This window comes from Arthrobacter sp. Y81, from assembly GCF_002929335.1.
GTDB lineage: Bacteria > Actinomycetota > Actinomycetes > Actinomycetales > Micrococcaceae > Arthrobacter.
Genome location: NZ_PJIL01000003.1, coordinates 336,532 through 359,791 on the forward strand (window position 1 = coordinate 336,532; position 23,260 = coordinate 359,791).

Sequence of the window (23,260 nt, forward strand, 5' to 3'; positions counted from 1 at the left end):
GGCGTTCCATCGCGGCGGGCAACCGGTCTAGCCTGTTTCCATGACTGCCAAGCGATCCGACAGCCCCGTTCCGGTGACCGCAGCGCCCGTGACCACTGCGCCGGCCGAATGGCCCGACGTCGAACGCCTTTTCGGTGTTCGCGGCGAGCCGTCGCGATGCTGGTGCAGGTTTTTCGCCCTGACCGGACCGGAATGGAATGACTCCGCTCCAGGGGACCGCAAGAAGCAACTGCAGGAAAAGTTCGACGCCGGCACCCCGGCGCCCGGGGTCCTCGCCTTCAGGGACGGTAAGCCGGTGGGCTGGTGCGCAGTCGAACCGCGCGGCTGCTACCCGCGGATCCTGCGTTCGCAGGTCCTGAAGGCGGCCGGGCAGGCCGCGTCCAGCCAACCGGGGGACGGACCTGAGGTGCCCGTCTGGTCGGTGAGCTGCTTCGTCGTTGCACCGGGCCACCGCCGCAGCGGTGTCGCTGCCACGCTGCTTCGGGCCGCCGTCGGCCACGCCCTTGCCCACGGCGCCGGCATCGTGGAAGGCTACCCCGTTGTTCCTGAGCAGCGGCCGAAAGCGGGTCCCGCCGACCTCTACCACGGAACCCTGAAGCTGTTCCTGGCCGCAGGCTTCGAGGTGGTCAGCGATGCGGTGCCGGGCCGGGCGGTGGTCCGGCTCGTCGCCGCATCCTGAACGCCGGGCAGTACCGAACACCAGGCGGGCCTGAAAGCTATCCTGCCGGTGTCAGGCTGAACGGGGCGGCCAGGACAGCGCGCAGGGAGCTCCCGGCCGCGCCGAGCAGGGCCGCGGACTGGCCGAGCTCCGAGACTGCCACCCTGGCGGGGCTGACGACGCCGGGCGCATAGTCAGCCAGGCTCTGCACCACAGCTGGAGCAATCCACGGTCCCATCTGGGTGAAGTGGCCGCCGAGCACCACGGCTGACAGGTTCATCATCCGCGCCGTGGACGCCGCGGCAATCCCCAGGTAGTGGCCGGCCCGGGCCACGGCTGTAATGGCGGCCATGTCTCCGGACGCAAGTTGTTCGCCGAGCCTCGCGAGCCGCACGGATGCGGTGCCTGCCGGAATGCCGGCCTCGGAGAAGATGGCCTCCTGCCCGGCGAAGGTCTCCAGGCAGCCATGGCCGCCGCACGAACAGTCGGGGCCGGACGGTTCCACCACCATGTGGCCCACCTCGCCGGCCTGGCCGTGGGGTCCCGCAAACAGTTCGGAGCCGATCACCAGGCCGCCACCGACCCCCACCTCGCCGGAGACGAAAAGGTAGTCCTGGAAATCCAGTCCGTGCCCGTACCAGAGTTCACCCAGCGCGGCGCAGTTCGCTTCGTTGTGCAGGACTGTGCCGAACGGTGCGTCGGGAAGTAGCCGGTCAAGCTGCAGGGCAACCGCGTGCCAATGCAGGTTGGGAGCACTGGCAACGGTCCCCGACGCCGAGTCCACAAGGCCGGGAACAGCCAGCCCGCCGCCAAGAATGACGATTCCGGCCGCAGACGCCTCGGCGGCAACGTCGCTGACAAGCCCGGCCAGCAGGGCCATGACGGATTCAGGTGACTGGCCGCGGTTGCCGCGTTCCAGTGTCCTCAGTATCCGCAGGGTCCCGCCGAGGTCCAGGAGCCCGGCGGAAATATAGTCCACATTGATTTCCATGCCCACCACGCCGCGGCGGGTGCTCAGCTCCAGGCCCACTCCCGGGCGGCCGCGTTCGCCGTCCCGGGTGGCGCCGGATTCCGCCACCAAACCGGCGTCCACGAGCTCGGCGACGAGGCTGGACACGGACGCCTTGGTCAATCCGGTCCGGGCCGCCAGGTCAGCACGGGTGGGGTGCGGGTCCGGATCAGTGCGCGCCTGCGCCAGGGAAGCAAGGACGCGCACCAGGTTTCCGCGCCGGACATCCTCGACGCGGCCGGGCGCAGGACGGCCCGCACCGCCGTCGGCATTTTTTTCCAGTGACATTTCCGCCGCCTTCATCATTGACCTTAGTCAATCATGATGCATATAGTTTAGATTGAAAACTAATTGAATCCCGGCCGCCCCCGCGTTGGCCGGTACCGCTAATCCACTCCCTGAACCCCATCTCTGAACCAAGGACGCTTCATGACTCTTCAGCCCACCCCCGCAGACCGTTTCACCTTTGGCCTTTGGACCGTCGGCTGGACCGGCGCCGATCCGTTCGGCGTCGCCACCCGCCCGGCCCTGGACCCCGTCGAGGCCGTCCACAAGCTCAGCGAGCTCGGCGCCTACGGCATCACCTTCCACGACAACGACCTGGTCCCGTTCGATGCCACGGCCTCCGAGCGCGAGCTGATCCTGAAAAACTTCAAGGCAGCCCTGGCCGAGACCGGCCTGAAGACCCCCATGGTCACCACCAACCTGTTCAGCCACCCGGTCTTCAAGGACGGCGGCTTCACCTCCAACGATCGTTCCGTCCGCCGGTTCGCGCTCAGCAAGGTCCTGCAGAACATCGACCTCGCAGCCGAGCTGGGCGCCGAAACCTTCGTGATGTGGGGCGGACGCGAAGGCAGCGAATATGACGGCTCGAAGGACCTCTCGGCCGCGTTGGACCGCATGAAGGAGGGCGTGGACACGGCCGCGGCCTACATCAAGGACAAGGGCTACGGACTGCGGATCGCCCTGGAGCCCAAGCCCAACGAGCCCCGCGGCGACATCTTCCTGCCCACCGTGGGACACGGCCTGGCGTTCATCGCCCAGCTGGAACACGGCGACATCGTGGGCCTCAACCCGGAAACCGGCCATGAGCAGATGGCCGGACTGAACTTCACCCACGGCATCGCCCAGGCGCTGTGGGCCGGGAAGCTCTTCCACATCGACCTCAACGGCCAGCGCGGCATCAAGTACGACCAGGACCTCGTCTTCGGGCACGGCGACCTGACCAGCGCGTTCTTCACGGTGGACCTCCTCGAAAACGGGTTCCCCAACGGCGGCCCCAGGTACGACGGTCCGCGGCACTTCGACTACAAGCCCTCCCGCACCGACGGCTACGACGGCGTCTGGGAATCCGCGAAATCCAACATGTCCATGTACCTGCTGCTCAAGGAACGCGCCCTGGCCTTCCGTGCCGACCCTGACGTGCAGGAAGCGTTGAAGACCTCCGGTGTGTTCGAACTCGGGGAGCCCACGCTTTCCGCCGGTGAGAGCGCCGCGGACCTGCTCGCTGACGCGTCCGCTTTCGCGGAGTTCGACGCCGACGCCGCCGCCCAGCGCTCGTTCGCCTTTGTCCGCCTCAACCAGCTGGCCATCGAGCACCTGCTCGGCGCCCGCTAGGCCCGTTCTTCCCAACCAACAAATACCGCTGCCGCCGGATCCGGACTCCCGGGTCCGGCGGCAGACCTTGCAGAAAGAACCCGCCATGCCGCTGGTCGCAGGAATCGACAGCTCCACACAGTCATGCAAAGTGGTGATCCGCGACGCCGGCACCGGCGCGCTGGTCCGCCAAGGGCGTGCGGCCCACCCGGAAGGCAGCGAGGTACACCCCGACCACTGGTGGACCGCCCTCCAGGATGCCATCGCCCAGGCGGGCGGCCTCGACGACGTCGCCGCCGTTTCCGTCGGCGGCCAGCAGCACGGCATGGTGTGCCTGGATTCCTCCGGCGCGGTGATCCGACCGGCCCTGCTGTGGAACGACACACGCTCCGCCGTCGACGCCGAGCAGCTCATCGCTGATGCTGGCGACGGCGACGCCGAAGCCGGCGCCGCCTTCTGGGCAGACGCGACCGGTACGGTCCCCGTCGCATCGCTCACTATCACCAAACTTCGCTGGCTGGCCCGGAAGGAACCGGACAATGCCCGCCGCGCCGCGGCCGTCTGCCTCCCGCACGACTGGCTGAGCTGGCGGCTGGCAGGCCACGGCCCGGGAACGGGCCCCTCGTCGCTTCAGCTGCTCCGGACGGACAGGTCCGACGCATCCGGCACAGGTTACTTCTCCGCGGCGTCGGGGACCTACCTCCCCGGGATCCTGGAGAAGGTCCTGGGCCACGTGCCCGTGCTTCCCGCCGTCGCCGGTTCACTGGAGGCCGCAGGCAAGACGCCGGCCGGTGCGCTGATCGGTCCCGGAGCCGGCGACAACGCCGCTGCTGCTCTCGGCGTCGACGCGCGCCCCGGCGACGTTGTGGTGTCACTGGGGACGTCAGGGACGGTCTTCGCCGTCTCCGAGACCCCTGCGGCCGACGCCACGGGGCTCGTCGCCGGATTCGCGGATGCCACCGGCAACTTCCTTCCGCTGGCCTGCACGCTGAACGCCACGCGGATCTTCGATGCCACCGCCATGCTGCTCGGCGTGACCCTCGCCGGGCTCACCGAACTCGCCCTCGACGCCCCGGCCGGATCCGGCGGCCTCACACTCGTACCGTATTTCGAAGGTGAGCGCACACCCAACCTGCCGCACGCCACAGGTTCCCTCCACGGGGCCACCCTGGCCAGCTACACGCGCGCCAACCTCGCCCGGGCCGCCGTCGAAGGCGTGGTGTGCTCCCTCGCGGATGGCCTGGCGGCGTTGCAGGCACAGGGCGTATCGGCCGGGCGGATCATCCTGGTGGGCGGCGGGGCGCAGTCCGCTGCGGTGCAGCAGATCGCCGCCTCCGTGTTCGGCCTCCCCGTGGTTGTGCCTGAGCCGGGGGAATACGTGGCCGACGGCGCCGCCCGCCAGGCAGCGGCCGTCCTCACGGGACGGTGGCCGGAGTGGGAATCGGCGCGGATGGAAGTTACGGCGCCCGACGGCGGGTCCCCGGACGTCCTCGCCCAGTACCGCCGGTACGCGGCTGCCTACCTCAACGGCTGAGCGCCCGTCAGCGATTGAGCGCCCGGATGGTCCAGCTGGCCTGGTGGGACTCCCCCGGAGCCAACCGGATCACGCCGGTGCCGCTGTTGAACGCATCCGGCGGGCACGTCATGGGCTCAACCGCGAGGCCCAGCCGGGACGGCCCCGCGGGTTTGTCCGCGGTATGGATCTGCAGCCACGGCCAAGCAGTATCCCACTCCAGCTCGACGCCGGTCCCGGAGGGGTCGTAGGCCCGAACGGCCGCGAGGCCGTCCCCGTTGGTAATCAGGCCGGTGAAGGCGTGGTCGATTTCCACGGCGCCGAGGACTTTTTCAGTCCGGAAGTCGAAGGCGTGGCCCTGCACACTGGCCATGCCTTCGGGCAGCAACCGGTCGTCGGAGACCTCCATGAATTCGGTGGCGGGGATCTGCACGGTCCACTCATCGAGCGGGGCAGGTCCGGCGACGAGGTACGGGTGGGGGCAGACGCCGTAGGGCGCTGCGTCCGCGCCAATGTTTTCGGCGCGCACGGTGCTGCGCAGCCCGTCCGCCCGCAGCTCGTATTCAACGGAAACGTCAAGGCGCCCCGGATACCCCTCGCCCGGCTCAACGCGGGCGCCAAGGCGGACGGATGAAGCGGTCTGCTCCCGCGGCTCCCAAACTGCCCCGAACACGAGTCCATGCAGGGCGGTCCCCCGCTCCTCCTCGTTGACCGCGGCCCGGAAATCCCCGCCGTCGAAGCTGTAGCGGCCATCAGCCAGCCGGTTCGGCCACGGAGCACAGATAACACCGCGGTAGTCCGGGATACCGCCGTTGGCGCCGAAGCTGATGACCAGATCGCGGCCGTCGTGCCGGAGTTCGCGGAGCGCCCCTCCCCTGGCTGTGGCGATGGCGGTGTAGGGGCCGAAACTGATCTGGTGCTCGGTGGCGGTCATGTGGTTTCCATTACTGCTGGGAGAGACGTTGTTAGCGCTCACTATTGTAATCCACGGCCAACAGATTCCGTGGTTGGCAACGCGCCGTCAGGGCAGCGTGAGGATCACTGGGCCGTCCGCGGTGATGGCGACTGTGTGTTCGCTGTGGGCCGCCCGGCGGCCGTTGGCGGACCGCAGCGTCCACTCGTCGTCGTCGTGGTAGTAGTCGTCCTTGCCGCCGAGGATCAGCATGGGTTCAATGGCTATCACCAGCCCCTCCGTCAGCTTGATGCCGCGGCCGGGACGTCCGTCATTCGGCACCGGGGGCTCGGCGTGCATCGTCCGGCCGATGCCGTGCCCGCCGTGGTCCGCCAGCAGGCCGTAGCCGGCCCGGCGCGCCGCTCCGCCGATCGCATAGGCGAGATCGCCCATTTTGTTGCCGAGCCGGGCCATCTCGATGCCACGCGCCAGGGCCGCATCGGTGGCAGCAATCAGCGCCAGGTCCACCGGATCCGCCGTTCCCACGACGAAGCTGACGGCGGCGTCTCCGCACCACCCCTCCAGGAACGCGCCGCAGTCCACGCTGAGCAGGTCCCCGTCCTGCAGGCGGTAGCCGTTCGGGATGCCGTGGACCACGGCATCGTTGACGCTCGCGCAGATGACGCCAGGAAACGGCACCGAGGCCCACCGCGGGCGGTAGTTCAGGAAGGCGGGCGTGGCCCCAGCGGCCGATATCGACTCAGCGGCCAGCTCATCAAGCTCCTTCAGGGAAACACCCACCGCCGCCGCGTCCTTCACCGCGGCCAGGGTGTTTGCCACCACCCGGCCGGCCTCGCGCATCAGCGCAATCTCGTCTGGGCTCTTGATCATGGACATGCTGATACCTCCGGGATGCCGGCGCCGCCCGGCGGGATTGTAGTATCCTCCGGCGGACTGCTGTTCTGTCCTCCACTCTAGGGCCCGGGCGGCGGGTCCGCACGGACCGCCCGTGGCTATGGTTGCTCCATGGGACACAGTGATCTGGTTGCGGCCATCCGGGCAAGGCTCACCGCCGCCGCGGACCCGGTGCGCGCCGCTGGCGCGCAGGCTTACCTGAAATCGGCCATGGCGCAACTGGGCGTGCGGGTGCCCGAGGTGCGCAGGATCGTCAAGGCCGAGGTCGCAGCGGCGCCATTGGCATCGGGCGATGAGCTGAGGTCGGCAGCGCTGGAGCTCTTCCGGACAGCCACCTACCGGGAGGAACGGTATGCCGCGATAGACCTGACGGCCTCGAAGCTTGTCAGGACGGATTTGGCGATGGTTCCTGTGTACGAGGAAATCATCCGCACCGGAGCATGGTGGGACCTGGTGGACGGCGTGGAAGACCGGTTGGGCCGGCTTCTGCAGGCACACCGGGAAGTGCTGACACCGGTCCTGCTGCGCTGGAGCGCGGATCCCGATTTCTGGATCCGCAGGGCGTCCATCACCGCCCAGCTGGGGGCAAAGTCCAACACCGACACCGGGCTCCTGGCCACGGTCATCGAGGCCAATCTGGCGGACCGGGAGTTCTTCATCCGCAAGGCCATCGGCTGGGCGTTGCGCGAGTACGCAAAGACTGATCCCGCGTGGGTCAGGCAGTTCGCTGCGACGCACGGGGCCGCCCTCAGCCCGCTTTCACTCCGCGAGGCGCTCAGGAACCTGCCTGCAGAGGACTAAACGGCCCGCTTTGGGTCCAGGTTCCGGTCAGATGACCGGGCGCGTGGTCACCGGCTCGTCCGGCTTGCTGAACAGCTGCTTCGTTTTGGGATCCAGGAAGATCAGGTACAGCGCGAACATCAGGGCGATGATGGCCGCGGCGTTGCGTGCAAGGGCCAGGGGAAGGCCCAGGTCCTCGGTCTGCAGGTAGGGGAAGACTTCCAGCTGGTCCGAGATGGCGTAGACCATAAAGAAGGACACGATGAAGTACAGGGCCTTCACCTGCCAGTCGTCCCGGATGCCGGTGACGGCAAACAGCGGGATAAGCCACACCACATACCAGGACTGGATCATTGGGGCGAGCAGGACCACCGCCGCGAACGCCAGGGTGAGCCGGCGCATCAGCCGGTCATGGTCGCCGCGGAAGATCTGCCAGGCGACAATACCGACGGCGAGCAGCTTGCCGGCGTCGTAAACCCATTTGGCCAGCCCCCAGCCGTCCAGCCCGAAGGCGTTGGAGATGGAGGCCACCACGAGCCCCAGCAGGCCAACCGGGGCGTACCAGATCCAGATGCTGCCGGGAGCGGACAACCCGTTCACCCAGCCGAAGCCGAAGCCGTTCACCAGGCTCATGCCGTACAGGAGGGCCAGGCTGATGCCCGCAGTGAGTCCCCAGAACACGAACTTCCGTGGCCAGCCTGCCTTCTTGCCGGCCCAGAGCAGCCCGATGAACGGCAGGAACACGATAGTGATCGGTTTGACGGAGATCGACAGCGTCACCAGCACCAGTCCGAACACCACGCGCCTGGTGGCGCAGTAATAGAGCCCGGCCAGTGCGAGTCCGATCATCAGCGCATCGTTGTGGACGCTGGCGATGAAGTTGGTGAGGAACAGCGGGTTGGCTGCAGTCAGCCACAGTGCCCGGTGCGGATTCACGCCGTGCAGCCCCGCCAGTTTGGGCACATAGACAATACACAGCACGACGCCGACGAGCGCCGCCAGCCGGAACAGCATGACGCTGGCTTCCGGGTGCACGTTCGTAGTCCACACCACGAGCTGTTCAATCCACAGGAACAGCTGGCCGTACGGAACCGGCGCCTCAGTCCACATCTTGTCGGCACCGAGCTGGAAATAGTTGGACAGCGCCGAGATGCCGTTTTCGTAAGGGTTGAATCCTTCGACCATCAGCCGGCCCTGCCCGATGTAGGCGTAGACGTCCCGACTGAAGAGCGGCACGGAGAACATCATGGGCAGCCCCCACAACGCGACTGCCTGCAGGGTGGCCTTGCGGGCACCTGCGCCCCAGACCCGGACCCTCTGGCCAAGGCGAAGCCAGGCGCGGACCAGGAGCATGCCGCCCACGGCCAGCAGCACGATGGACAGTGCAACTCCGACGGCTTCGGTGCGCATCCAGATGAACAGCGGCAGGCGGCGAAGCTCGGAGACGGGGGCGAGCCAGCCAACCCCCAGTGAGCCGATCGCCATGAACATTGAACCTGCGAACCCCGAGAGGAGGGGCGAGAGGGCGTTGTCCACTTCAGCCGCGGCCGGCTCCGGTGACGTACCGGCAGCCACATTTCCCACCGCGGGTACAGGCGCCGTCATCTCAGGATCGTCCAATCTGTTGTGGGGCATATTTCACCCGGTGGCAGCCGGGCAGGCCGGCGGAAGCGGGGCCGCAGCAGTGAAAAAAGGGCACCGCCACGTACCCGAAATCCTAGCATCGGACAGCTCTCGAGCAGTGAAACGGTAGGCTGGGCGGGTGCCTATAACTAACGAACGCATTGTCTGGATCGACTGCGAGATGACCGGCCTCGACCCCAAGAACGACGCCCTCATTGAGGTTGCCGCCCTGGTGACGGACTCCGAACTCAACATTCTTGGCGACGGTGTCGACGTCGTCATCCGTCCCGACGATGCCGCGCTGGCCCAGATGAACGACTTCGTCCGGGACATGCACACGCGCTCCGGCCTGCTCGAGGAGCTCCCGCACGGCAAAACCATGGCCGAAGCGGAAGCCGTCATCATGGAGTACATCGCGAAGTGGGTGCCGGACCCCCGCAAGGCTCCACTGGGAGGCAACTCCGTGGGCACGGACCGCGTGTTCCTTGCCCGGGACATGCCCGCCGTAGTGGAGCACCTGCACTACCGGGTCATTGACGTGAGCACCATCAAGGAACTGTCGCGGCGCTGGTTCGCCCGCGCCTACTTCCAGGCTCCGGCCAAGCGCGGCGGACATCGGGCGCTCGGGGACATCAAGGATTCCATCGATGAGCTGCGGTACTACCGCGAGGCAGTTTTTGTTCCGGCGCCGGGTCCGGACAGTGCCACAGCCCAGCGCATTTCAAAGTCCGTCATGGCCTCTGCCGGGTCCCTCGCGGAGTCTTCGGAAAAGTGATCTGCGCCACGTTTGGCGGAAATTTCCGCTAAACGGACGAAAGTGGCAAAAACACCTCCGCGGAGCAGGTAAGCTATATGACGTTGCCTTTCAAGACAGCCGGATAGCCGGACGGTCTCGCAGGGCACATGGTGGGCGTAGCTCAGTTGGCAGAGCGCCTGGTTGTGGTCCAGGAGGTCGCGGGTTCAACCCCCGTCGCTCACCCTCATGAAGGGCAGGATTTTCCGCCCTTTCGTAAAGGCCGCACCGGTTATCCGGTGCGGCCTTTATTTGTTTCCTGGAAAAGTCCAAGGCTCCGCCGGTCGCTGCGGGCCGGACTGTTCCCGGACCTGATCCCGCACTGCATCAAAGGAACAACCTGACATGACCGTTCTGCCGATCACCATCTGGGGCGAGCCGGTTCTGCACCGCCGGGCCGCCGAAGTGGAAGTCTTCGACGACGAACTCCGCAAACTCATCGCCGACATGTTCGAGACGAATGACGCCGCCAACGGAGTAGGGCTTGCCGCACCCCAGGTGGGCGTGGGCAAGCGCATCTTTGTGTACAAGTTCGCCAATGACGACGATGTTCCTCCTGTGGGCGTCCTGGTGAACCCCGTCCTCACGCTGTCCAAGGTTTCCGGCGCCCTTCCGGACCCGGATGAGGAAGTGGAGGGCTGCCTGTCGTTTCCCGGCGGCCAGTACCCGCTCAAACGCGCCGAGTGGGCGCGCGTCCAGGGGTTTGACGGCGACGGGAACCCGGTGGACTTTGAAGCCACGGACTGGTTCGCCCGGATCATCCAGCATGAGTATGACCACCTGGACGGCAAACTCTATGTGAACCGGCTGATGGACCGCTACGCCCGGAAGGCGATGAAGCAGGCCAAGCGGAGCGGCTGGGGAGTTCCCGGCCTGACCTGGATGCCCGGCGTCGACCCCGACCCGTTCGGGCACTGAGCCCAGCGGCACGCAAACGGCCGCTGCGCCGCTGGACCCAGCGCGCGGCCCCGTTCGGCCCGGCCCGTTATCGCGGAATGACCGTCTGCTGCTGCGGACACGATGCCAGCACGCGCTTCATGGCATCCTTTTCCGCCGGGGTCACCCACAGTGCGTAGGCGGCCTTCACGGAGATCTGGCGGGCTACGTAGTGGCATCTGAAGGCCTTGTTCTTCGGCAACCAGCCGGCGGCGTCTGACGCGCTCTTTTCCTGGTTGGCCGGCCCGTCCGCGGCCACAAGGTTAAGGGGATCGTTGGCGAGGCTCTGGCGCTGTTGCAGCGTCAACTGCTGGGCGCCCTTCTGCCAGGCATCCCCCAGCGCCACCACATGGTCGATCTGGACGGCTTTGCTGCTCTCCGCTCCCCTTGTGAATGTCACCACCGCGCCGGTGTATGGCTCATGGAACTGGCCGGCTGCCACGCGGCAGCGCGATCCCTCAGTGAACTGCGCGGCGGCCATGTCGCGCCGCAGGATGTCGTTGCGGGTGTCGCAGCCGTTGCGGTCCACGTCCAGCCACGCCTGGCCGAATGCCGTGCGCTCGTAGTTGTCGTTGGCGGCCCGGCCCTTCACAGCGAGGGTTTCCAGCGCCGCTGCCGCACTGCCTTCGGGCACAGGCCGGACCGGAGGGACCGCTTTCATCCACGTGGGGTCCAGCACCGGAGCTTCGCTGGGACCGGTGACCGGCGGCTCTGCTGCCGCGAACTGGCCGGCGGTGAAAAACCAGGAAACGGCGGAAACCAGTCCCACGGCCAGCACAATCAGGACGGCCCAGGCCTGGCGGGAGCGGCGCCGGGCGCGGCGGTACGCCGTCCAACTGATGGTCATGGCCGATGGGTCCGGTGAGGATTCCTATGCACGCCAAGAGCCTAGGGCAGGGCACTGACAACCTGGCCGATATCCACAGTGTGGAGGAGGGGTTACTGCTCCTTGATCACACGCTTGAGGTCTTCAGTGGCGATGTCCAGCAGGTCCTCGAGCTGCTTGACCCTGCTTTCCGAAATCTCTCCCGCGGCACGCGCCACGCGCGCGTGGTCAAGGAGACGGGTGGCTTCCTTATGATTCGTCCGCGCTACGTCGAGCGCGTGTTCCAGTGTGGTTTCATGTTCGAGAGTCGATTCCTGTTCCATGACACCATTCTGTGTCGGTTTCCCGGCTGATGCCAGAGCACCCGCCGGGAAACCGCGGACCTGAAACTGCCGGGGCGCTAGACCGCCGCGATCGCTGCCAGCGCGGCGGCCGGCTCCTTGACGGGGAATGACGGCGGGTTGACGCCTGCCATTTCCTCCATCACGCGCACTACCTGGCAGCTGTAGCCGAACTCGTTGTCGTACCAGACGTAGAGGACCAGGTTCTTGTCATTGGAGATGGTGGCCAGGCCATCAACAATTCCGGCGCGGCGTGAGCCGACGAAGTCTGTGGAGACCACCTCGGGCGAATCGATGTAATCGATCTGCTTGCGCAGGTCCGAGTGCAGGGACATCTGCCGCAGGTAGTCGTTGATCTCGTCCTTGGTGGTGCCGTGCTCCAGGCTCAGGTTCAGGATGGCCAGGGACACATCCGGGGTGGGAACGCGGATGGAGCTGCCGGTGAGCTTGCCCAGGAGTTCGGGCAGCGCCTTGGCCACGGCCTTGGCGGCACCCGTTTCGGTGATCACCATGTTCAGCGCGGCAGAGCGCCCGCGGCGGTCACCCTTGTGGAAGTTGTCGATCAGGTTCTGGTCGTTGGTGAAGGAGTGGACCGTCTCGACGTGGCCGTGGACCACGCCGAACTTGTCGTTGATGGCCTTCAGGACCGGAGTGATGGCGTTGGTGGTGCAGGACGCGGCCGTGACGATCTTGTCCGAATCCAGGATGGTGCCGTGGTTGATGCCGTGGACGATGTTCTTCAGCTCGCCCTTGCCCGGTGCCGTGAGCAGGACACGCGAAACGCCCTTGCTCAGGAGGTGCTGGGACAGGCCTTCGGCGTCACGCCAGCGTCCCGTGTTGTCCACCACGAGCGCATCCTTGATGCCGTAAGCCGTGTAATCCACCGTGGAGGGGTTGTCCGAGTAGATGACCTGGACCTGCACGCCGTTGGCCGTGATGGTGTTGTTCTCGGTGTCGAGCTTGATGGTGCCCTCGAATGAACCGTGAACGGAGTCGCGGCGAAGCAGGCTGGCCCGCTTGGCGAGGTCGTTGTCCGAGCCGCGGCGCACCACGATGGCGCGCAGCCGGAGGCCATGGCCGCCGCCGGCCTTTTCGATCAGGAGCCGCGCCAGCAGGCGTCCGATGCGGCCGAAGCCGTAGAGCACGACGTCGGTGCTGGTGCGGTCATCGCCGCCCCGCTTACCGACGATGTCGGCAAGTTCGGCGCGCAGGAATTCATCCAGGCTCGCACCGTTGGCCTCGGTCTTGTACTTCTGGTTCAGGCGGGCAATGTCGATTGCCGCAGCGCCAAGCTCCAGACCGGCGAGGGCATCCAGGAGCGGTGCCGTCTCTTCCAGAAGCAGCTCGTCCTTGCTCATCCGACGCGCGAAACGGTGCGCCTTCAGGATGTTCATGGTGGACTTGTTGATCAGGCTGCGGCCGTGGATGGAGGTCACCACGTTGTTCTCGCGGTACAGCCGGCCGATCACCGGGATCATGGCCTCGGCAAGTGCCTCACGGCCCATCCACGTATCAAGACAAGAATCTGACGTCTGGCTCACAGAACTACCTTCCTTGGGTCAACCACATACGTCTTCGTATGCGGATGTCGGCCACCGGAGGTATTCCGGGGCACAGGCATCAGCGGGGATTCGGTCCACCCCGGACACCTTGGAGAAGCGCAAAGAAAAACCGCCGGCTGCGAACGCAGACCCGGCGGCAGAACTTCTACGTTCGCTATCCATTCTAGGGCGGCAAAGCCCCCTGCACCGCCCCGAAAAGCGTGAAGTCACTCACACGGCCCGGCTCGCGGTTGGCTGGCGGGCCGGCTGAGGGCTTGTGGTGGATGGGTTGACCGATACGCCGGGTTCTGTGTTCCCGCACCGTTGCCGGAGCGGGAATAGCGGCCATCCATCTACGGACGCCGTTGCCGACGCCCTCCAGCGGCCTACCCGGACACTCGGGCGAGCAGCCCTCGAACGTGCCCTGTCTGGCCTTGCTCCGGGTGGGGTTTACCTAGCCTTCCCGGTCACCCGGGAAGCTGGTGGTCTCTTACACCACCGTTTCACCCTTACCTGTTCCCGGCCCGTGCGGACACGGACCGCGGCAGGCGGTCTGTTCTCTGTGGCACTGGCCTGCGGGTTACCCCGAGTGGGCGTTACCCACCACCCTGCTCTGCGGAGCCCGGACGTTCCTCGAGCCACTTGCGTGACGCGCGGCCGCCTGGTCAACCCATCCGCCGTCCATTCTACGGGCAGTAGCGGCTGCCCGGTTCCGCACCGGGCGCCGGGCGCTTTTTGATCCCTTGGTGGGACAATTGAACAAGATCACCCCGGGCAAGAAGGAGGGGATCCTGATGGACCCCACCAATACGTTCGTCGCCATCGCCGTCGCACTGCTGCTGCTTATCTTGCTCAAGATGTCCATCCGGATCGTCCGGCAGTACGAACAGGGCGTGCTCTTCCGGCTGGGAAGGGTCATTGGCGTCAGGATGCCGGGACTGCGGTTCATCATTCCCGTTATTGACCGCCTTCCGCTGGTCAGCCTGCGGATAATAACCATGCCCATCCAGTCGCAGGGCATCATCACCCAGGACAATGTGAGCGTCGACATCTCCGCTGTTGCCTACTACCGCGTGGTGGACGCCGTGAAATCCGTCGTGGCAATTGAGAATGTCGCAGCGGCCATCGACCAGATCGCCCAGACCACCCTCCGGAAGGTGGTGGGCCGCCACAGCCTGGATCAGACGCTGTCCGAAACCGAGCGCATTAACAGCGATATTCGGGAAATTCTGGATCAGCTGACCCTCGCTTGGGGCGTCGAAGTGGTGCTGGTGGAACTGAAGGACATCCAGCTTCCCGACAGCATGAAGCGCGCCATGGCCCGCCAGGCTGAGGCCGAGCGGGAGAAGCGGGCCAAGATCATCGCCGCTGAAGGCGAAGCCATCGCGGCAGCCGCCCTCGGCGACGCTTCGGACACCATGATGGCCCACCCGCTTGCCCTGCAGCTGCGGAATTTGCAGTCCCTGGTGGAAATCGCCGTGGACAAGAATTCCACCGTCGTCTTCCCTGCGCCGCTGATGAGCACCATCGGCGAACTGTCCGCATTCCTCGCCCGCGAGAACCAGGCGGCCACGGCTGCCGCCAAACCGCCGGTCAAGGCGGCCTGAGCCGGCCCTGTATCCGGAGCCTCCGCGTCTATGATCGGCGTATGGATCTTCCGACGCTCGGACGCCGGCGGTTGCTGGAACTCGGAGCCGGCGGCGTGGCTGCCGCCGTGCTGGCCGCCTGCGCCGCCGGGACGACATCCGGGCACGCCACGCCCGTGTCCATGCGCACCGGCAGCTTCAGCTCGCAGTTCCGCCCGCAGACCGCCACGAACTGGGCCCTCGCCGTACCGGAAACGGGCAACTCCCCCGGCTCGCCGGACGGTGCTGCAGCCGGCAAGCCTCCCGTGGCACTTTTCCTGCACGGGACAGGAGCGGACCACCGCGTGATCTTCGACGACCTCCGTGCGGCCGACGTCCTGTCACAACACGTCGCCCGCGGCGGGACGCCGTTCGCACTCGCGGCCGTGGATGGCGGCGAAAGCTGGTGGCACCGCCGCGCAACAGGCACGGACACGCAGGCCATGGTCGTCGAGGAATTCATCCCGCTCCTGGCCGGCCAGGGCCTGGACACCGGCAGGCTCGCCGTTTTCGGCCTGTCGATGGGCGGATTTGGCGCCCTGCTCCTCGCCTCGCAGCACCGGATTCCCGGACTCCGCGCCGTCGCAGCGATGAGCCCGGCAGTCTGGAGCCTGCACGACGCCGCACGGACGGACAACTTTGACAGCGCCGAGGATTTCGCGGCCAACGACATCTTTGCCCTCCGGCCGGAGCTTGGGCCGCTGCCGAAGAGAATCGACTGCGGCACGTCGGACAACCTGCTCTACAGCGTGAAGGACTACGTGAGCGGCCTGCCCGGTGAACATGAGGGCGGATTCCAGGACGGCGGCCATGACGGAGGCTACTGGCGCTCCATCCTCCCGGACGTCTTCTCGTTCCTTGGCCGTAACCTGGCCTGAGGCCGGCTGCGTAGCTTGGCCGCCGGCAGAGTGTCCGCGTTGCGCGCCGGTAAGATCGTACGGTGCTGATTCTGCTGCCGCCGTCCGAAGGCAAGACCCCCGCTCCCAACGGTGACGCCGTCGACTGGACCGCCCTGAGCTTTCCCGCTTTGAACACGTACCGCGCGAAGGTTCTCGAGGCATTGGGAAACGTCAGTGCCCACCAGGACGCCCTCGCGTTGCTGGGCGTCGGCGCCTCGCTGAGTGCCGACGTCGAACGCAATACCCGGCTGCATACGGAACCGGCGGCTCCAGCGCACCAGGTCTATTCCGGGGTCCTGTACGACGCGCTGGGCTACCAGTCGCTGACGGCAGCGCAGCGCCGGAAGGCCGATGAATCGGTACTGGTCATTTCCGCCCTCTGGGGCGCCATCCGCTTTGCCGACCGGGTGCCCGCCTACCGGCTGTCCATGGGGACGTCACTGCCCGACGTCGGCCGCCTCGCTTCGTTCTGGAAGCCGCAGATTTCGGAGGCGCTGGCAGCCGAAACGGGAGGGTCGCTGTTAGTGGACTGCCGCTCCAGCACCTATGCCGCCGCCTGGGCTCCCCCGCTGGCGCAGACCGTTGCCGTCAACGTCTTCACGGAGGTGAACGGCGTCCGCAAGGTGGTCAGCCACTTCGCCAAGCACACCCGCGGCGAGCTGGCACGTCACCTGCTGACGCGTCGGGGTTCGGCCCCCCGCATGCCAGCTCAACTGCTCAAGGCGGCCCGGGAGAAGTGGGATGCCGAACTGGTCGAAGGCACCGCGCGCAAGGCGCACGCCCTCAACATCATCCTGCCCAACTGACTCGCAGTTAACGTCGTCATTCGCGCTTTTCACGACGTTAACTGCCAGCTACTTGGGGGTGGCTTAGGCCCACTCTGCCGAGCGGACCAGGATGCAGCCGGAATCCGGGCAAAATACAACGTCGTCCTCGGCTGCTGCCTTGATCTCGGCAAGGTCACCCGGGCTGAGCTGCATTCCCGAGCCTTCGGACTTGCCGTGGAACAGCCTGGCCGCGCCGACTCCGCGTTTGGCAAGGGTCTTTTCGTAGACAGCCAGCAGGCCCGCGTCGAGGCCCGCGGCGAACTCCGAGCGCTTGCGGCCGACCTCTCCCGCCTCGGCGGCAATCTCGGCCAGGGCCGCGTCCAGCTCGGCGCGGATCACACCAAAGGAGCCCTGGACATCGTCCACGATCTGCTGCTGGGCCGCCTGGCGTTCGCGGAGTCCCTCGAGGCGCTCCATGACTTCGAGTTCAACGTCCTCAAGGGCCGAACGCCGCTTGTTGAGCGAGGCAATGTCGCTTTGCAGGGCGACGAGGTCCTTGGAGAGGCCGGTGCCGCTGTTCAGCCGCGCTTCGTCCCGTTCGATCCGGGAGGCCACCTGCTCAACGTCCGCTTCCGAGCGCTTGAGCTCGGCTTCGGCGTCGTGGACCGCCATTTTTGCGGCTCCGAGCTCGCCGTTGGCCACGGACAGGGCAGCTTCAAGGTCGCTGATCCGGGGATCGCTTTCGATGGTCCGGCGGCGGTTGGACAGCGATTTGAGCCTGGCGTCGAGTCCCTGCAGTTCGAGCAATTTCAACTGTTCCGCCGGTGCTGCCTTGGCCACTATTACCTCCGCTTGTTCCTACCGGCCGCAGCCGGGCACCGGACCGGCGCAGTTTAGACTCTAGTCCCCGCCCGGAGTCAGAATGAAGTCCCAGGGATCGCTGTTGGTGGTGCTGACGCGGATGTCCACGTCGTGGCCCTGGTCGCTGAGGACATTTCCCAGCGCGTCGGCCGCAGCGGGCAGCCACAGCCATTCGCTGGCGAAGTGCGAAACATCGATAAGGTAGGGCCGATCGTTCACGGCATTCTCACGGGCCTCGGACGCCGGGTGGTGGCGAAGGTCCGCCGTCACGAAGATATCGGCGTTGCTTGCCCGGACCTCGTTAAACAGGGAGTCGCCCGCGCCGCCGCAGACGGCCACGCGCCGGACCAGCCCGTCCTTGTCCCCGGACACGCGGACGCCTCCCGCGACGGATGGAAGGATGCCGAACACGCGGGCCGCGAAGTCCCCCAGCGTCATAACGTCCTCAAGGTCCCCCACCCGGCCGATGCCTTCTTCGGGCAGTCCGTTCGGGGAGGGGGTAAGGGGAACCACGTCGTTGAGGCCAAGGGCGTCTGCCAGGACATCCGAGACGCCCCCGACGGCGGAGTCACCGTTGGTGTGAACGGTCAGCAGTCCGGTTCCGGATTCGATGAGGCGGTGGACCGCTTTGCCTTTTGCCGTCGTCGCCGCCACCGACGTGACTCCCTTAAGCAGCAGGGGGTGGTGCGTGATCAGCAGCCCAGCGCCCCATTCGATGGCTTCCTCAATGACGTCGAGGGTGGGATCGACAGCGAACATGATCCTGCTGACTTCTGCCGCCGGATGGCCGGCCACCAGGCCCACCTCGTCCCATTCCTCGGCGAGGGACTCCGGCCAGAGCTCTTCAACAGCAAGCAGGATCTGGCCGAGCGTGGGGGCATCGGAGGACTCGGCTGCTTCAGTGGACTCCGCACCGGCGTGATCGGCAGTGGTAGGGGCGTCGTCTGCAACGTCGGTGTTCACAGGTTCCATACCCTCATTTTTACCCTATCCGCCGGCTTCGTCCGCACGTGTAACAGTCTCGTAAGGTGGTGGGGGAATCATCAGCGCGCTTCAACCATTGAAGAGGACATGAAAACTTTTGTGCTTGGCGGAGGCTGTTTCTGGTGCCTCGACGCCGTCTACCAAAAAACCAAGGGCGTCACGTCGGTTATTTCGGGGTACACCGGCGGCCATGACCGCCATCCGGACTATTACTCGGTCTGCTCGGGCACCACGGGCCATGCCGAAGTAGTGGCAGTGAGTTTCGATGAGGACGTGATCCCCGCCGAGGTCATCCTGGACATGTTCTTCGCCCTCCACGACCCCACGACGCTCAACCGCCAGGGGTACGACGTCGGCACCCAGTACCGCTCGTCCATGTTCTACGAGACCACCGAGGAAAAGATCCTCTTCGAAGAGGCCATCGAACGGAACCAGGAGCTGTGGGCACATCCGATCGTCACCGAGGTAAGCAGGCTGCCCGCGTTCCACGTGGCCGAGGATATCCACCAGGACTACTACGCCAAGCATCCGGAACAGGGCTATTGCCAGGTGATCATCAACCCAAAGCTGGCCAAGGCACGGAAATATTACTCTGCATGGCTTAATGCTTAGCAGCGTTCCGGCCGCCCTCGTTAGGCTGACCTCAGTATTCGCTGTTCAGAGAACTCTTCAGAGATAGGCACAAATACATGGCACGGATCTACGACGACGTCACCCAGCTTGTCGGCGGCACTCCGCTGGTCAGGCTCAACCGCCTGACCGAGGGCCTGGACGCCCAGGTGGCCGTCAAGCTCGAGTTCTACAACCCGGCCAACAGCGTCAAGGACCGTATCGGCGTAGCCATTGTTGACGCCGCGGAGAAGTCCGGCGCGCTCAAGCCCGGCGGAACCATCGTCGAAGGAACGTCCGGCAACACCGGCATCGCCCTGGCCATGGTAGGTGCCGCCCGCGGCTACAAGGTCATCCTGACCATGCCCGAGACCATGTCCACGGAACGCCGTGTCATGCTCCGTGCGTTCGGTGCGGAGATCGTGCTGACCCCGGGATCCGAAGGCATGCGCGGCGCCGTGGAGAAGGCCCAGGAGATCGTGGCCAACACGGAGAACTCCATCTGGGCCCAGCAGTTCGCCAACGAAGCCAACCCCGAGATCCACCGCACCACCACGGCCGAGGAAATCTGGACCGACACCGACGGCAAGGTAGACATCTTTGTCTCCGGCATCGGTACCGGCGGAACCATCACCGGCGTCGGCCAGGTCCTGAAGGAACGCAAGCCGGACGTCCAGATTGTCGCCATCGAACCGAAGGATTCCGCAATCCTTAACGGCGGCGCTCCCGGCCCGCACAAGATCCAGGGCATCGGCGCCAACTTCATCCCTGAAATCCTGGACACCAACGTCTACGACGAAGTCCTGGACGCCACCCTGGAGGATTCAGTCCGCGTGGCCCGCGACCTCGGGGTCAAGGAAGGCATCCTGGGCGGCATTTCCTCCGGCGCAATCGTCTGGGGTGCCCTCGAACTCGCCAAGCGCCCGGAGAACGCCGGCAAGCTCATCGTCGCGGTTGTCTGCGACTTCGGCGAGCGTTACATCTCCACCGTGCTCTATGACGACATCCGAGGCTAAGTCTTAGCCCGCCATTCCCTGTTTCCTGTAGAAAGGTCTTTGTGAGCTTTTTCGCAAGACTTAAGGAAGACCTCGACGCCGCCCGGTCGCATGACCCGGCGGCTCGAGGTTCTTTTGAGAACTTTTTTGCCTACTCCGGCCTGCATGCCATCTGGGCGCACCGCCTGACGCATAAGCTCTGGCAGAATCCCTCGCTACGCTTTCCGGCGCGCCTCATTTCGCAGTTGGCGCGGTTCCTGACCGGGATCGAGATTCATCCGGGCGCCACCATCGGCAAGCGGTTCTTCATCGACCACGGCATGGGTGTGGTCATCGGAGAGACGGCGGAAATCGGCGAGGACGTCATGATCTACCACGGCGTCACGCTCGGTGGAAGGTCACTTGCCAAGGTCAAGAGGCACCCCACCATCGGGGACCGGGTGACCATCGGTGCCGGCGCCAAGATCCTGGGCCCTATCACCATCGGGCGCGACAGTGCCGTCGGGGCCAACGCCGTGGTGGTCAAGGACGCCCCGCCGGAGTCCATCATCACCGGTGTCCCGGCAACGTGGCGCCACCGTGACGCCCAGCGCGAAACCAAGCCTGCCGTGGACCCCGCCGAGTACTACATCGAGTACCGGATCTAGCGGAGTACAGGATCTAACGGCCAATCCGCTGGTAGATGGCCCAGAAAACCGCGTCGAACGCACGGTCCGGCAGGAGCCGACGCAGTGTCACGATGGCCCGGGCACCTTTGCCTACCGGATAACGTGTCTTTGGCCGGGCGGCCGTGGCGGCGTGGACGATTGCGTCGGCGACGACTTCCGGGTGCGTTGACATGCCGGCGCCAGCGGTGGAGGCCAACGCGGCCGCGACGATTTTTGCCTGGTCCCCGTAAGGTCCGTGCCCGGAGGTTGCCAGCAGGCTCTCGCCGGAGATGCCGCCCCATTCCGTCTGGGTGCCTGCCGGTTCGATGATTGACACCTTGATGCCGTGGGGCTTGAGTTCCACGCGAAGAGAGTCGCTGAGCCCTTCGACGGCGAACTTCGTGGCGTGGTACCAGGCGCCCAGGGGCTCGTACATCTTGCCGCCGATGGAGGAGACGTTGATGATCCTCCCCTGCGCCGCTGCCCGCATGGCGGGCAGCACCAGCTGGGTCATGCGTGCCAGGCCGAAGACATTGACGTCGAACTGCCGCCGGCCTTCCGCCGGTTCCACCTCTTCCAGGGACCCGTACGACCCATAGCCGGCGTTGTTGACGAGGACATCGATCCTGCCGTGGGCTTCGAGGATCGTACCCACGGCTGCTGCCATCGATGCATCATCCGTGACATCCAGGTCCAGCACCTTCACGCCGAATGCTTTCAGCGGCTCCATTTTCCCGACCCGCCGGGCCCCCGCGTACACCGTGAAGCCATGTTCGCTGAGCTTTTTGGCGGCCTCGAACCCAATGCCGGTGGACGCACCGGTGACAAACGCGACTGGTTGGGACATGTGCTGCACTCCTTGGTAACGGCAGGCATAGGCAACGCGGGCCCGTTCGGGCCTGTTAACGACAACGGCCGGCGCCTCCCAGAGTATCCGGGAAGCGCCGGCGCTTAATGTCACCGGTGGTGTGAGTGCCGGTGTGGTGTTGAGGCTAGTGGGTGTCCACTGCCTCGATTTCGGACTTGTCCTCGCCCCAGAGGGTGTGGAACGTGCCTTCGGCGTCAACACGGCCGTAGGTGTGTGCACCGAAGAGGTCGCGCTGTCCCTGGATCACGGCGGCGGGCAGGCGCTTGCGGCGCAGGCCGTCGTAGTAGGCCAGCGAGGAGGAGAAGACAGGGACGGGGATACCCAGCTGCACCGCCGTAGCCACAACGCGGCGCCAGGCCGGCAGGACCTCGGCAATGGCCTTGGTGAACGCCGGAGCGAACAGCAGGTTCGCCGGCTTTTCCTCCGCGGCGTAGGCCTTGGTGATTTCCTTCAGCAGTTCCGCACGGATGATGCAGCCGCCGCGCCACAGCGAGGCGATCTCATCAAGCTTCAGGTCCCAACCATATTCCTTGGCGGCCGAGGTCAGCATGTCCAGGCCCTGGGCGTAGGAAACCAGCTTGGAGGCGTACAGGGCCTGGCGGACGTCCTCGACGAACGTTTCCGGGACCTCGACGGCGATTTCCTCGCCGGCGAGCAGTTCCTGGGCCAGCTTGCGCTGTTCGGCCTGGGACGAAAGCGCACGCGCGAACACGGACTCGGCGATGCCCGACGTCGGGGATCCCAGCTCGAGCGCGGAGATGACCGTCCAGCGGCCGGTGCCCTTCTGGCCTGCTGCGTCTACAACGACGTCGACGAACGGCTTGCCCGTGCGGGTGTCGACGTGGCCGAGGACCTCGGCGGAGATTTCGATCAGGAAGGAAGCGAGCTCGCCCTTGTTCCACTCGGCGAAGATCTTGGACTGCTCGGCCGGTTCGATGCCGGCGCCGGAGCGCAGCAGGTCGAAGGCTTCGCCGATGACCTGCATGTCGGCGTATTCGATGCCGTTGTGGACCATCTTGACGAAGTGGCCGGCGCCGTCGGTGCCGATCCAGGCGCAGCAGGGCTGGCCGTCGACGTTAGCGGCGATCTTTTCCAGCAGCGGCCCGAGGGCGTCGTAGGACTCCTTGGAGCCGCCAGGCATGATGGACGGGCCGTTCAGGGCGCCTTCCTCACCGCCGGACACACCGATGCCCACGAAGTGCAGGTCCTTCTTGGCGAGGGCGGCTTCGCGGCGGCGGGTGTCCTCGTAGTGCGAGTTGCCGGCGTCGATGATGATGTCCCCAGCCTCCAGCAGGGGCTCAAGCTGCTCGATCACGGAGTCGACCGGCTTGCCGGCCTTGACCATGATGAGCACGCGGCGGGGCTTTTCCAGGGAATCCACAAGCTCCTGGAGGGTTTCGGTACGCACGAAGTCGCCGTCGTGTCCGTGCTTTTCCAGCAGCGCGTCAGTCTTCTCAACAGACCTGTTGTGCAGGGCCACGGTGAAGCCGTTACGGGCCAGGTTGCGGGCGAGGTTGGCCCCCATCACCGCGAGGCCGGTGACACCGATGTGTGCTGACATCAAAACTCCAATTCATTTCTG

At 65.9% G+C, this 23,260-nt stretch carries 23 protein-coding genes, 1 tRNA gene and 1 other RNA gene; 13 read left to right on the forward strand and 12 right to left on the reverse strand.

The features are described from left to right. The first annotated feature begins 40 nt into the window (after window positions 1-40). On the forward strand, window positions 41-679 hold the full coding sequence (locus CXQ91_RS06790; RefSeq protein ID WP_104173141.1) for a GNAT family N-acetyltransferase: 639 nt from the start codon (window positions 41-43) through the stop codon (window positions 677-679). Window positions 680-716: 37 nt separating this feature from the next. Here the strand turns inward: CXQ91_RS06790 and CXQ91_RS06795 are convergent, their stop codons facing one another. After that, window positions 717-1,955, reverse strand: a complete 1,239-nt coding sequence (locus tag CXQ91_RS06795) for an ROK family transcriptional regulator (RefSeq protein ID WP_104173205.1) — start codon at window positions 1,953-1,955, stop codon at window positions 717-719. Between the two features lie 141 nt (window positions 1,956-2,096). Between CXQ91_RS06795 and xylA the strand changes: the two genes are divergently transcribed. Then, a complete protein-coding gene (xylA, locus tag CXQ91_RS06800; protein WP_104173142.1) occupies window positions 2,097-3,284 on the forward strand; it encodes a xylose isomerase in 1,188 nt (395 codons plus the stop codon). An 85-nt stretch (window positions 3,285-3,369) separates the two neighbouring features. Continuing rightward, entirely contained in the window at window positions 3,370-4,797 is a 1,428-nt protein-coding gene (gene xylB / locus CXQ91_RS06805) for a xylulokinase (protein ID WP_104173143.1), read from the forward strand. A 7-nt stretch (window positions 4,798-4,804) separates the two neighbouring features. Here xylB and CXQ91_RS06810 read toward each other — a convergent pair whose 3' ends face one another. Together CXQ91_RS06810 and map are read right to left on the reverse strand one after the other, a co-directional pair. Then, window positions 4,805-5,710, reverse strand: coding sequence for an aldose 1-epimerase family protein (locus CXQ91_RS06810; RefSeq protein ID WP_104173144.1), 906 nt, complete (start codon window positions 5,708-5,710; stop codon window positions 4,805-4,807). A gap of 87 nt (window positions 5,711-5,797) precedes the next feature. Next, the gene (gene map / locus CXQ91_RS06815; protein WP_104173145.1) at window positions 5,798-6,565 is read right to left on the reverse strand and encodes a type I methionyl aminopeptidase; all 768 of its coding nucleotides are present in this window, start codon (window positions 6,563-6,565) and stop codon (window positions 5,798-5,800) included. Between the two features lie 129 nt (window positions 6,566-6,694). Here map and CXQ91_RS06820 point away from each other — a divergent pair, with 129 nt between their 5' ends. Further along, a complete protein-coding gene (locus CXQ91_RS06820) occupies window positions 6,695-7,384 on the forward strand; it encodes a DNA alkylation repair protein (RefSeq protein ID WP_104173146.1) in 690 nt (229 codons plus the stop codon). Window positions 7,385-7,411: 27 nt separating this feature from the next. On the opposite strand, the gene mptB is transcribed toward CXQ91_RS06820, so the two are convergent. Then, window positions 7,412-8,968, reverse strand: coding sequence for a polyprenol phosphomannose-dependent alpha 1,6 mannosyltransferase MptB (mptB, locus tag CXQ91_RS06825; protein WP_181038807.1), 1,557 nt, complete (start codon window positions 8,966-8,968; stop codon window positions 7,412-7,414). 157 nt (window positions 8,969-9,125) lie between these two features. Between mptB and orn the strand changes: the two genes are divergently transcribed. The 3 genes from orn to def all read left to right on the forward strand — a co-directional run bounded on the left by orn (window position 9,126) and on the right by def (window position 10,697). Beyond that, entirely contained in the window at window positions 9,126-9,761 is a 636-nt protein-coding gene (gene orn / locus CXQ91_RS06830) for an oligoribonuclease (RefSeq protein ID WP_104173147.1), read from the forward strand. A gap of 131 nt (window positions 9,762-9,892) precedes the next feature. Beyond that, window positions 9,893-9,965: transfer RNA gene (locus CXQ91_RS06835), tRNA-His, on the forward strand. Window positions 9,966-10,124: 159 nt separating this feature from the next. Continuing rightward, entirely contained in the window at window positions 10,125-10,697 is a 573-nt protein-coding gene (gene def, locus CXQ91_RS06840; RefSeq protein ID WP_104173148.1) for a peptide deformylase, read from the forward strand. 67 nt (window positions 10,698-10,764) lie between these two features. On the opposite strand, the gene CXQ91_RS06845 is transcribed toward def, so the two are convergent. The 4 genes from CXQ91_RS06845 to rnpB all read right to left on the reverse strand — a co-directional run bounded on the left by CXQ91_RS06845 (window position 10,765) and on the right by rnpB (window position 14,096). Further along, complete coding sequence (locus CXQ91_RS06845; RefSeq protein ID WP_104173149.1) at window positions 10,765-11,562, reverse strand: HNH endonuclease family protein; 798 nt, start codon at window positions 11,560-11,562, stop codon at window positions 10,765-10,767. Between the two features lie 92 nt (window positions 11,563-11,654). Next, window positions 11,655-11,864 carry a hypothetical protein gene (locus CXQ91_RS06850; protein WP_104173150.1) on the reverse strand — a complete coding sequence of 70 codons (210 nt, stop codon included), beginning with the start codon at window positions 11,862-11,864 and terminating at the stop codon, window positions 11,655-11,657. A 77-nt stretch (window positions 11,865-11,941) separates the two neighbouring features. Then, window positions 11,942-13,423, reverse strand: a complete 1,482-nt coding sequence (locus CXQ91_RS06855; protein ID WP_104173151.1) for a glyceraldehyde-3-phosphate dehydrogenase — start codon at window positions 13,421-13,423, stop codon at window positions 11,942-11,944. A 281-nt stretch (window positions 13,424-13,704) separates the two neighbouring features. After that, window positions 13,705-14,096, reverse strand: an RNA gene (gene rnpB, locus CXQ91_RS06860) — RNase P RNA component class A. Window positions 14,097-14,217: 121 nt separating this feature from the next. Here rnpB and CXQ91_RS06865 point away from each other — a divergent pair. From CXQ91_RS06865 to CXQ91_RS06875, 3 genes are all read left to right on the forward strand, one after another. Next, window positions 14,218-15,030, forward strand: coding sequence for a slipin family protein (locus CXQ91_RS06865; protein WP_104173207.1), 813 nt, complete (start codon window positions 14,218-14,220; stop codon window positions 15,028-15,030). A 41-nt stretch (window positions 15,031-15,071) separates the two neighbouring features. Beyond that, window positions 15,072-15,926, forward strand: a complete 855-nt coding sequence (locus CXQ91_RS06870) for an alpha/beta hydrolase family protein (RefSeq protein ID WP_104173152.1) — start codon at window positions 15,072-15,074, stop codon at window positions 15,924-15,926. A gap of 62 nt (window positions 15,927-15,988) precedes the next feature. After that, entirely contained in the window at window positions 15,989-16,753 is a 765-nt protein-coding gene (locus CXQ91_RS06875; RefSeq protein WP_104173153.1) for a YaaA family protein, read from the forward strand. 63 nt (window positions 16,754-16,816) lie between these two features. Here the strand turns inward: CXQ91_RS06875 and CXQ91_RS06880 are convergent, their stop codons facing one another. Both CXQ91_RS06880 and CXQ91_RS06885 read right to left on the reverse strand, forming a co-directional pair. Next, window positions 16,817-17,554, reverse strand: a complete 738-nt coding sequence (locus CXQ91_RS06880) for a zinc ribbon domain-containing protein (protein ID WP_104173154.1) — start codon at window positions 17,552-17,554, stop codon at window positions 16,817-16,819. Between the two features lie 60 nt (window positions 17,555-17,614). Beyond that, entirely contained in the window at window positions 17,615-18,547 is a 933-nt protein-coding gene (locus tag CXQ91_RS06885; RefSeq protein WP_104173155.1) for a Nif3-like dinuclear metal center hexameric protein, read from the reverse strand. Window positions 18,548-18,646: 99 nt separating this feature from the next. Between CXQ91_RS06885 and msrA the strand changes: the two genes are divergently transcribed. The 3 genes from msrA (at window position 18,647) to epsC (ending at window position 20,810) form a co-directional block, all read left to right on the forward strand. Continuing rightward, window positions 18,647-19,171, forward strand: coding sequence for a peptide-methionine (S)-S-oxide reductase MsrA (gene msrA, locus CXQ91_RS06890; protein WP_104173156.1), 525 nt, complete (start codon window positions 18,647-18,649; stop codon window positions 19,169-19,171). 77 nt (window positions 19,172-19,248) lie between these two features. Beyond that, window positions 19,249-20,184, forward strand: a complete 936-nt coding sequence (gene cysK, locus CXQ91_RS06895) for a cysteine synthase A (protein WP_104173157.1) — start codon at window positions 19,249-19,251, stop codon at window positions 20,182-20,184. 41 nt (window positions 20,185-20,225) lie between these two features. Continuing rightward, a complete protein-coding gene (epsC, locus tag CXQ91_RS06900; protein ID WP_011692289.1) occupies window positions 20,226-20,810 on the forward strand; it encodes a serine O-acetyltransferase EpsC in 585 nt (194 codons plus the stop codon). Window positions 20,811-20,823: 13 nt separating this feature from the next. Here epsC and CXQ91_RS06905 read toward each other — a convergent pair whose 3' ends face one another. Beyond that, complete coding sequence (locus CXQ91_RS06905) at window positions 20,824-21,657, reverse strand: oxidoreductase (RefSeq protein ID WP_104173158.1); 834 nt, start codon at window positions 21,655-21,657, stop codon at window positions 20,824-20,826. A gap of 145 nt (window positions 21,658-21,802) precedes the next feature. Then, window positions 21,803-23,239: an NADP-dependent phosphogluconate dehydrogenase gene (gndA, locus tag CXQ91_RS06910; RefSeq protein ID WP_028268949.1), complete on the reverse strand. Its 1,437-nt coding sequence runs from the start codon at window positions 23,237-23,239 to the stop codon at window positions 21,803-21,805. Window positions 23,240-23,260: the final 21 nt, after the last annotated feature.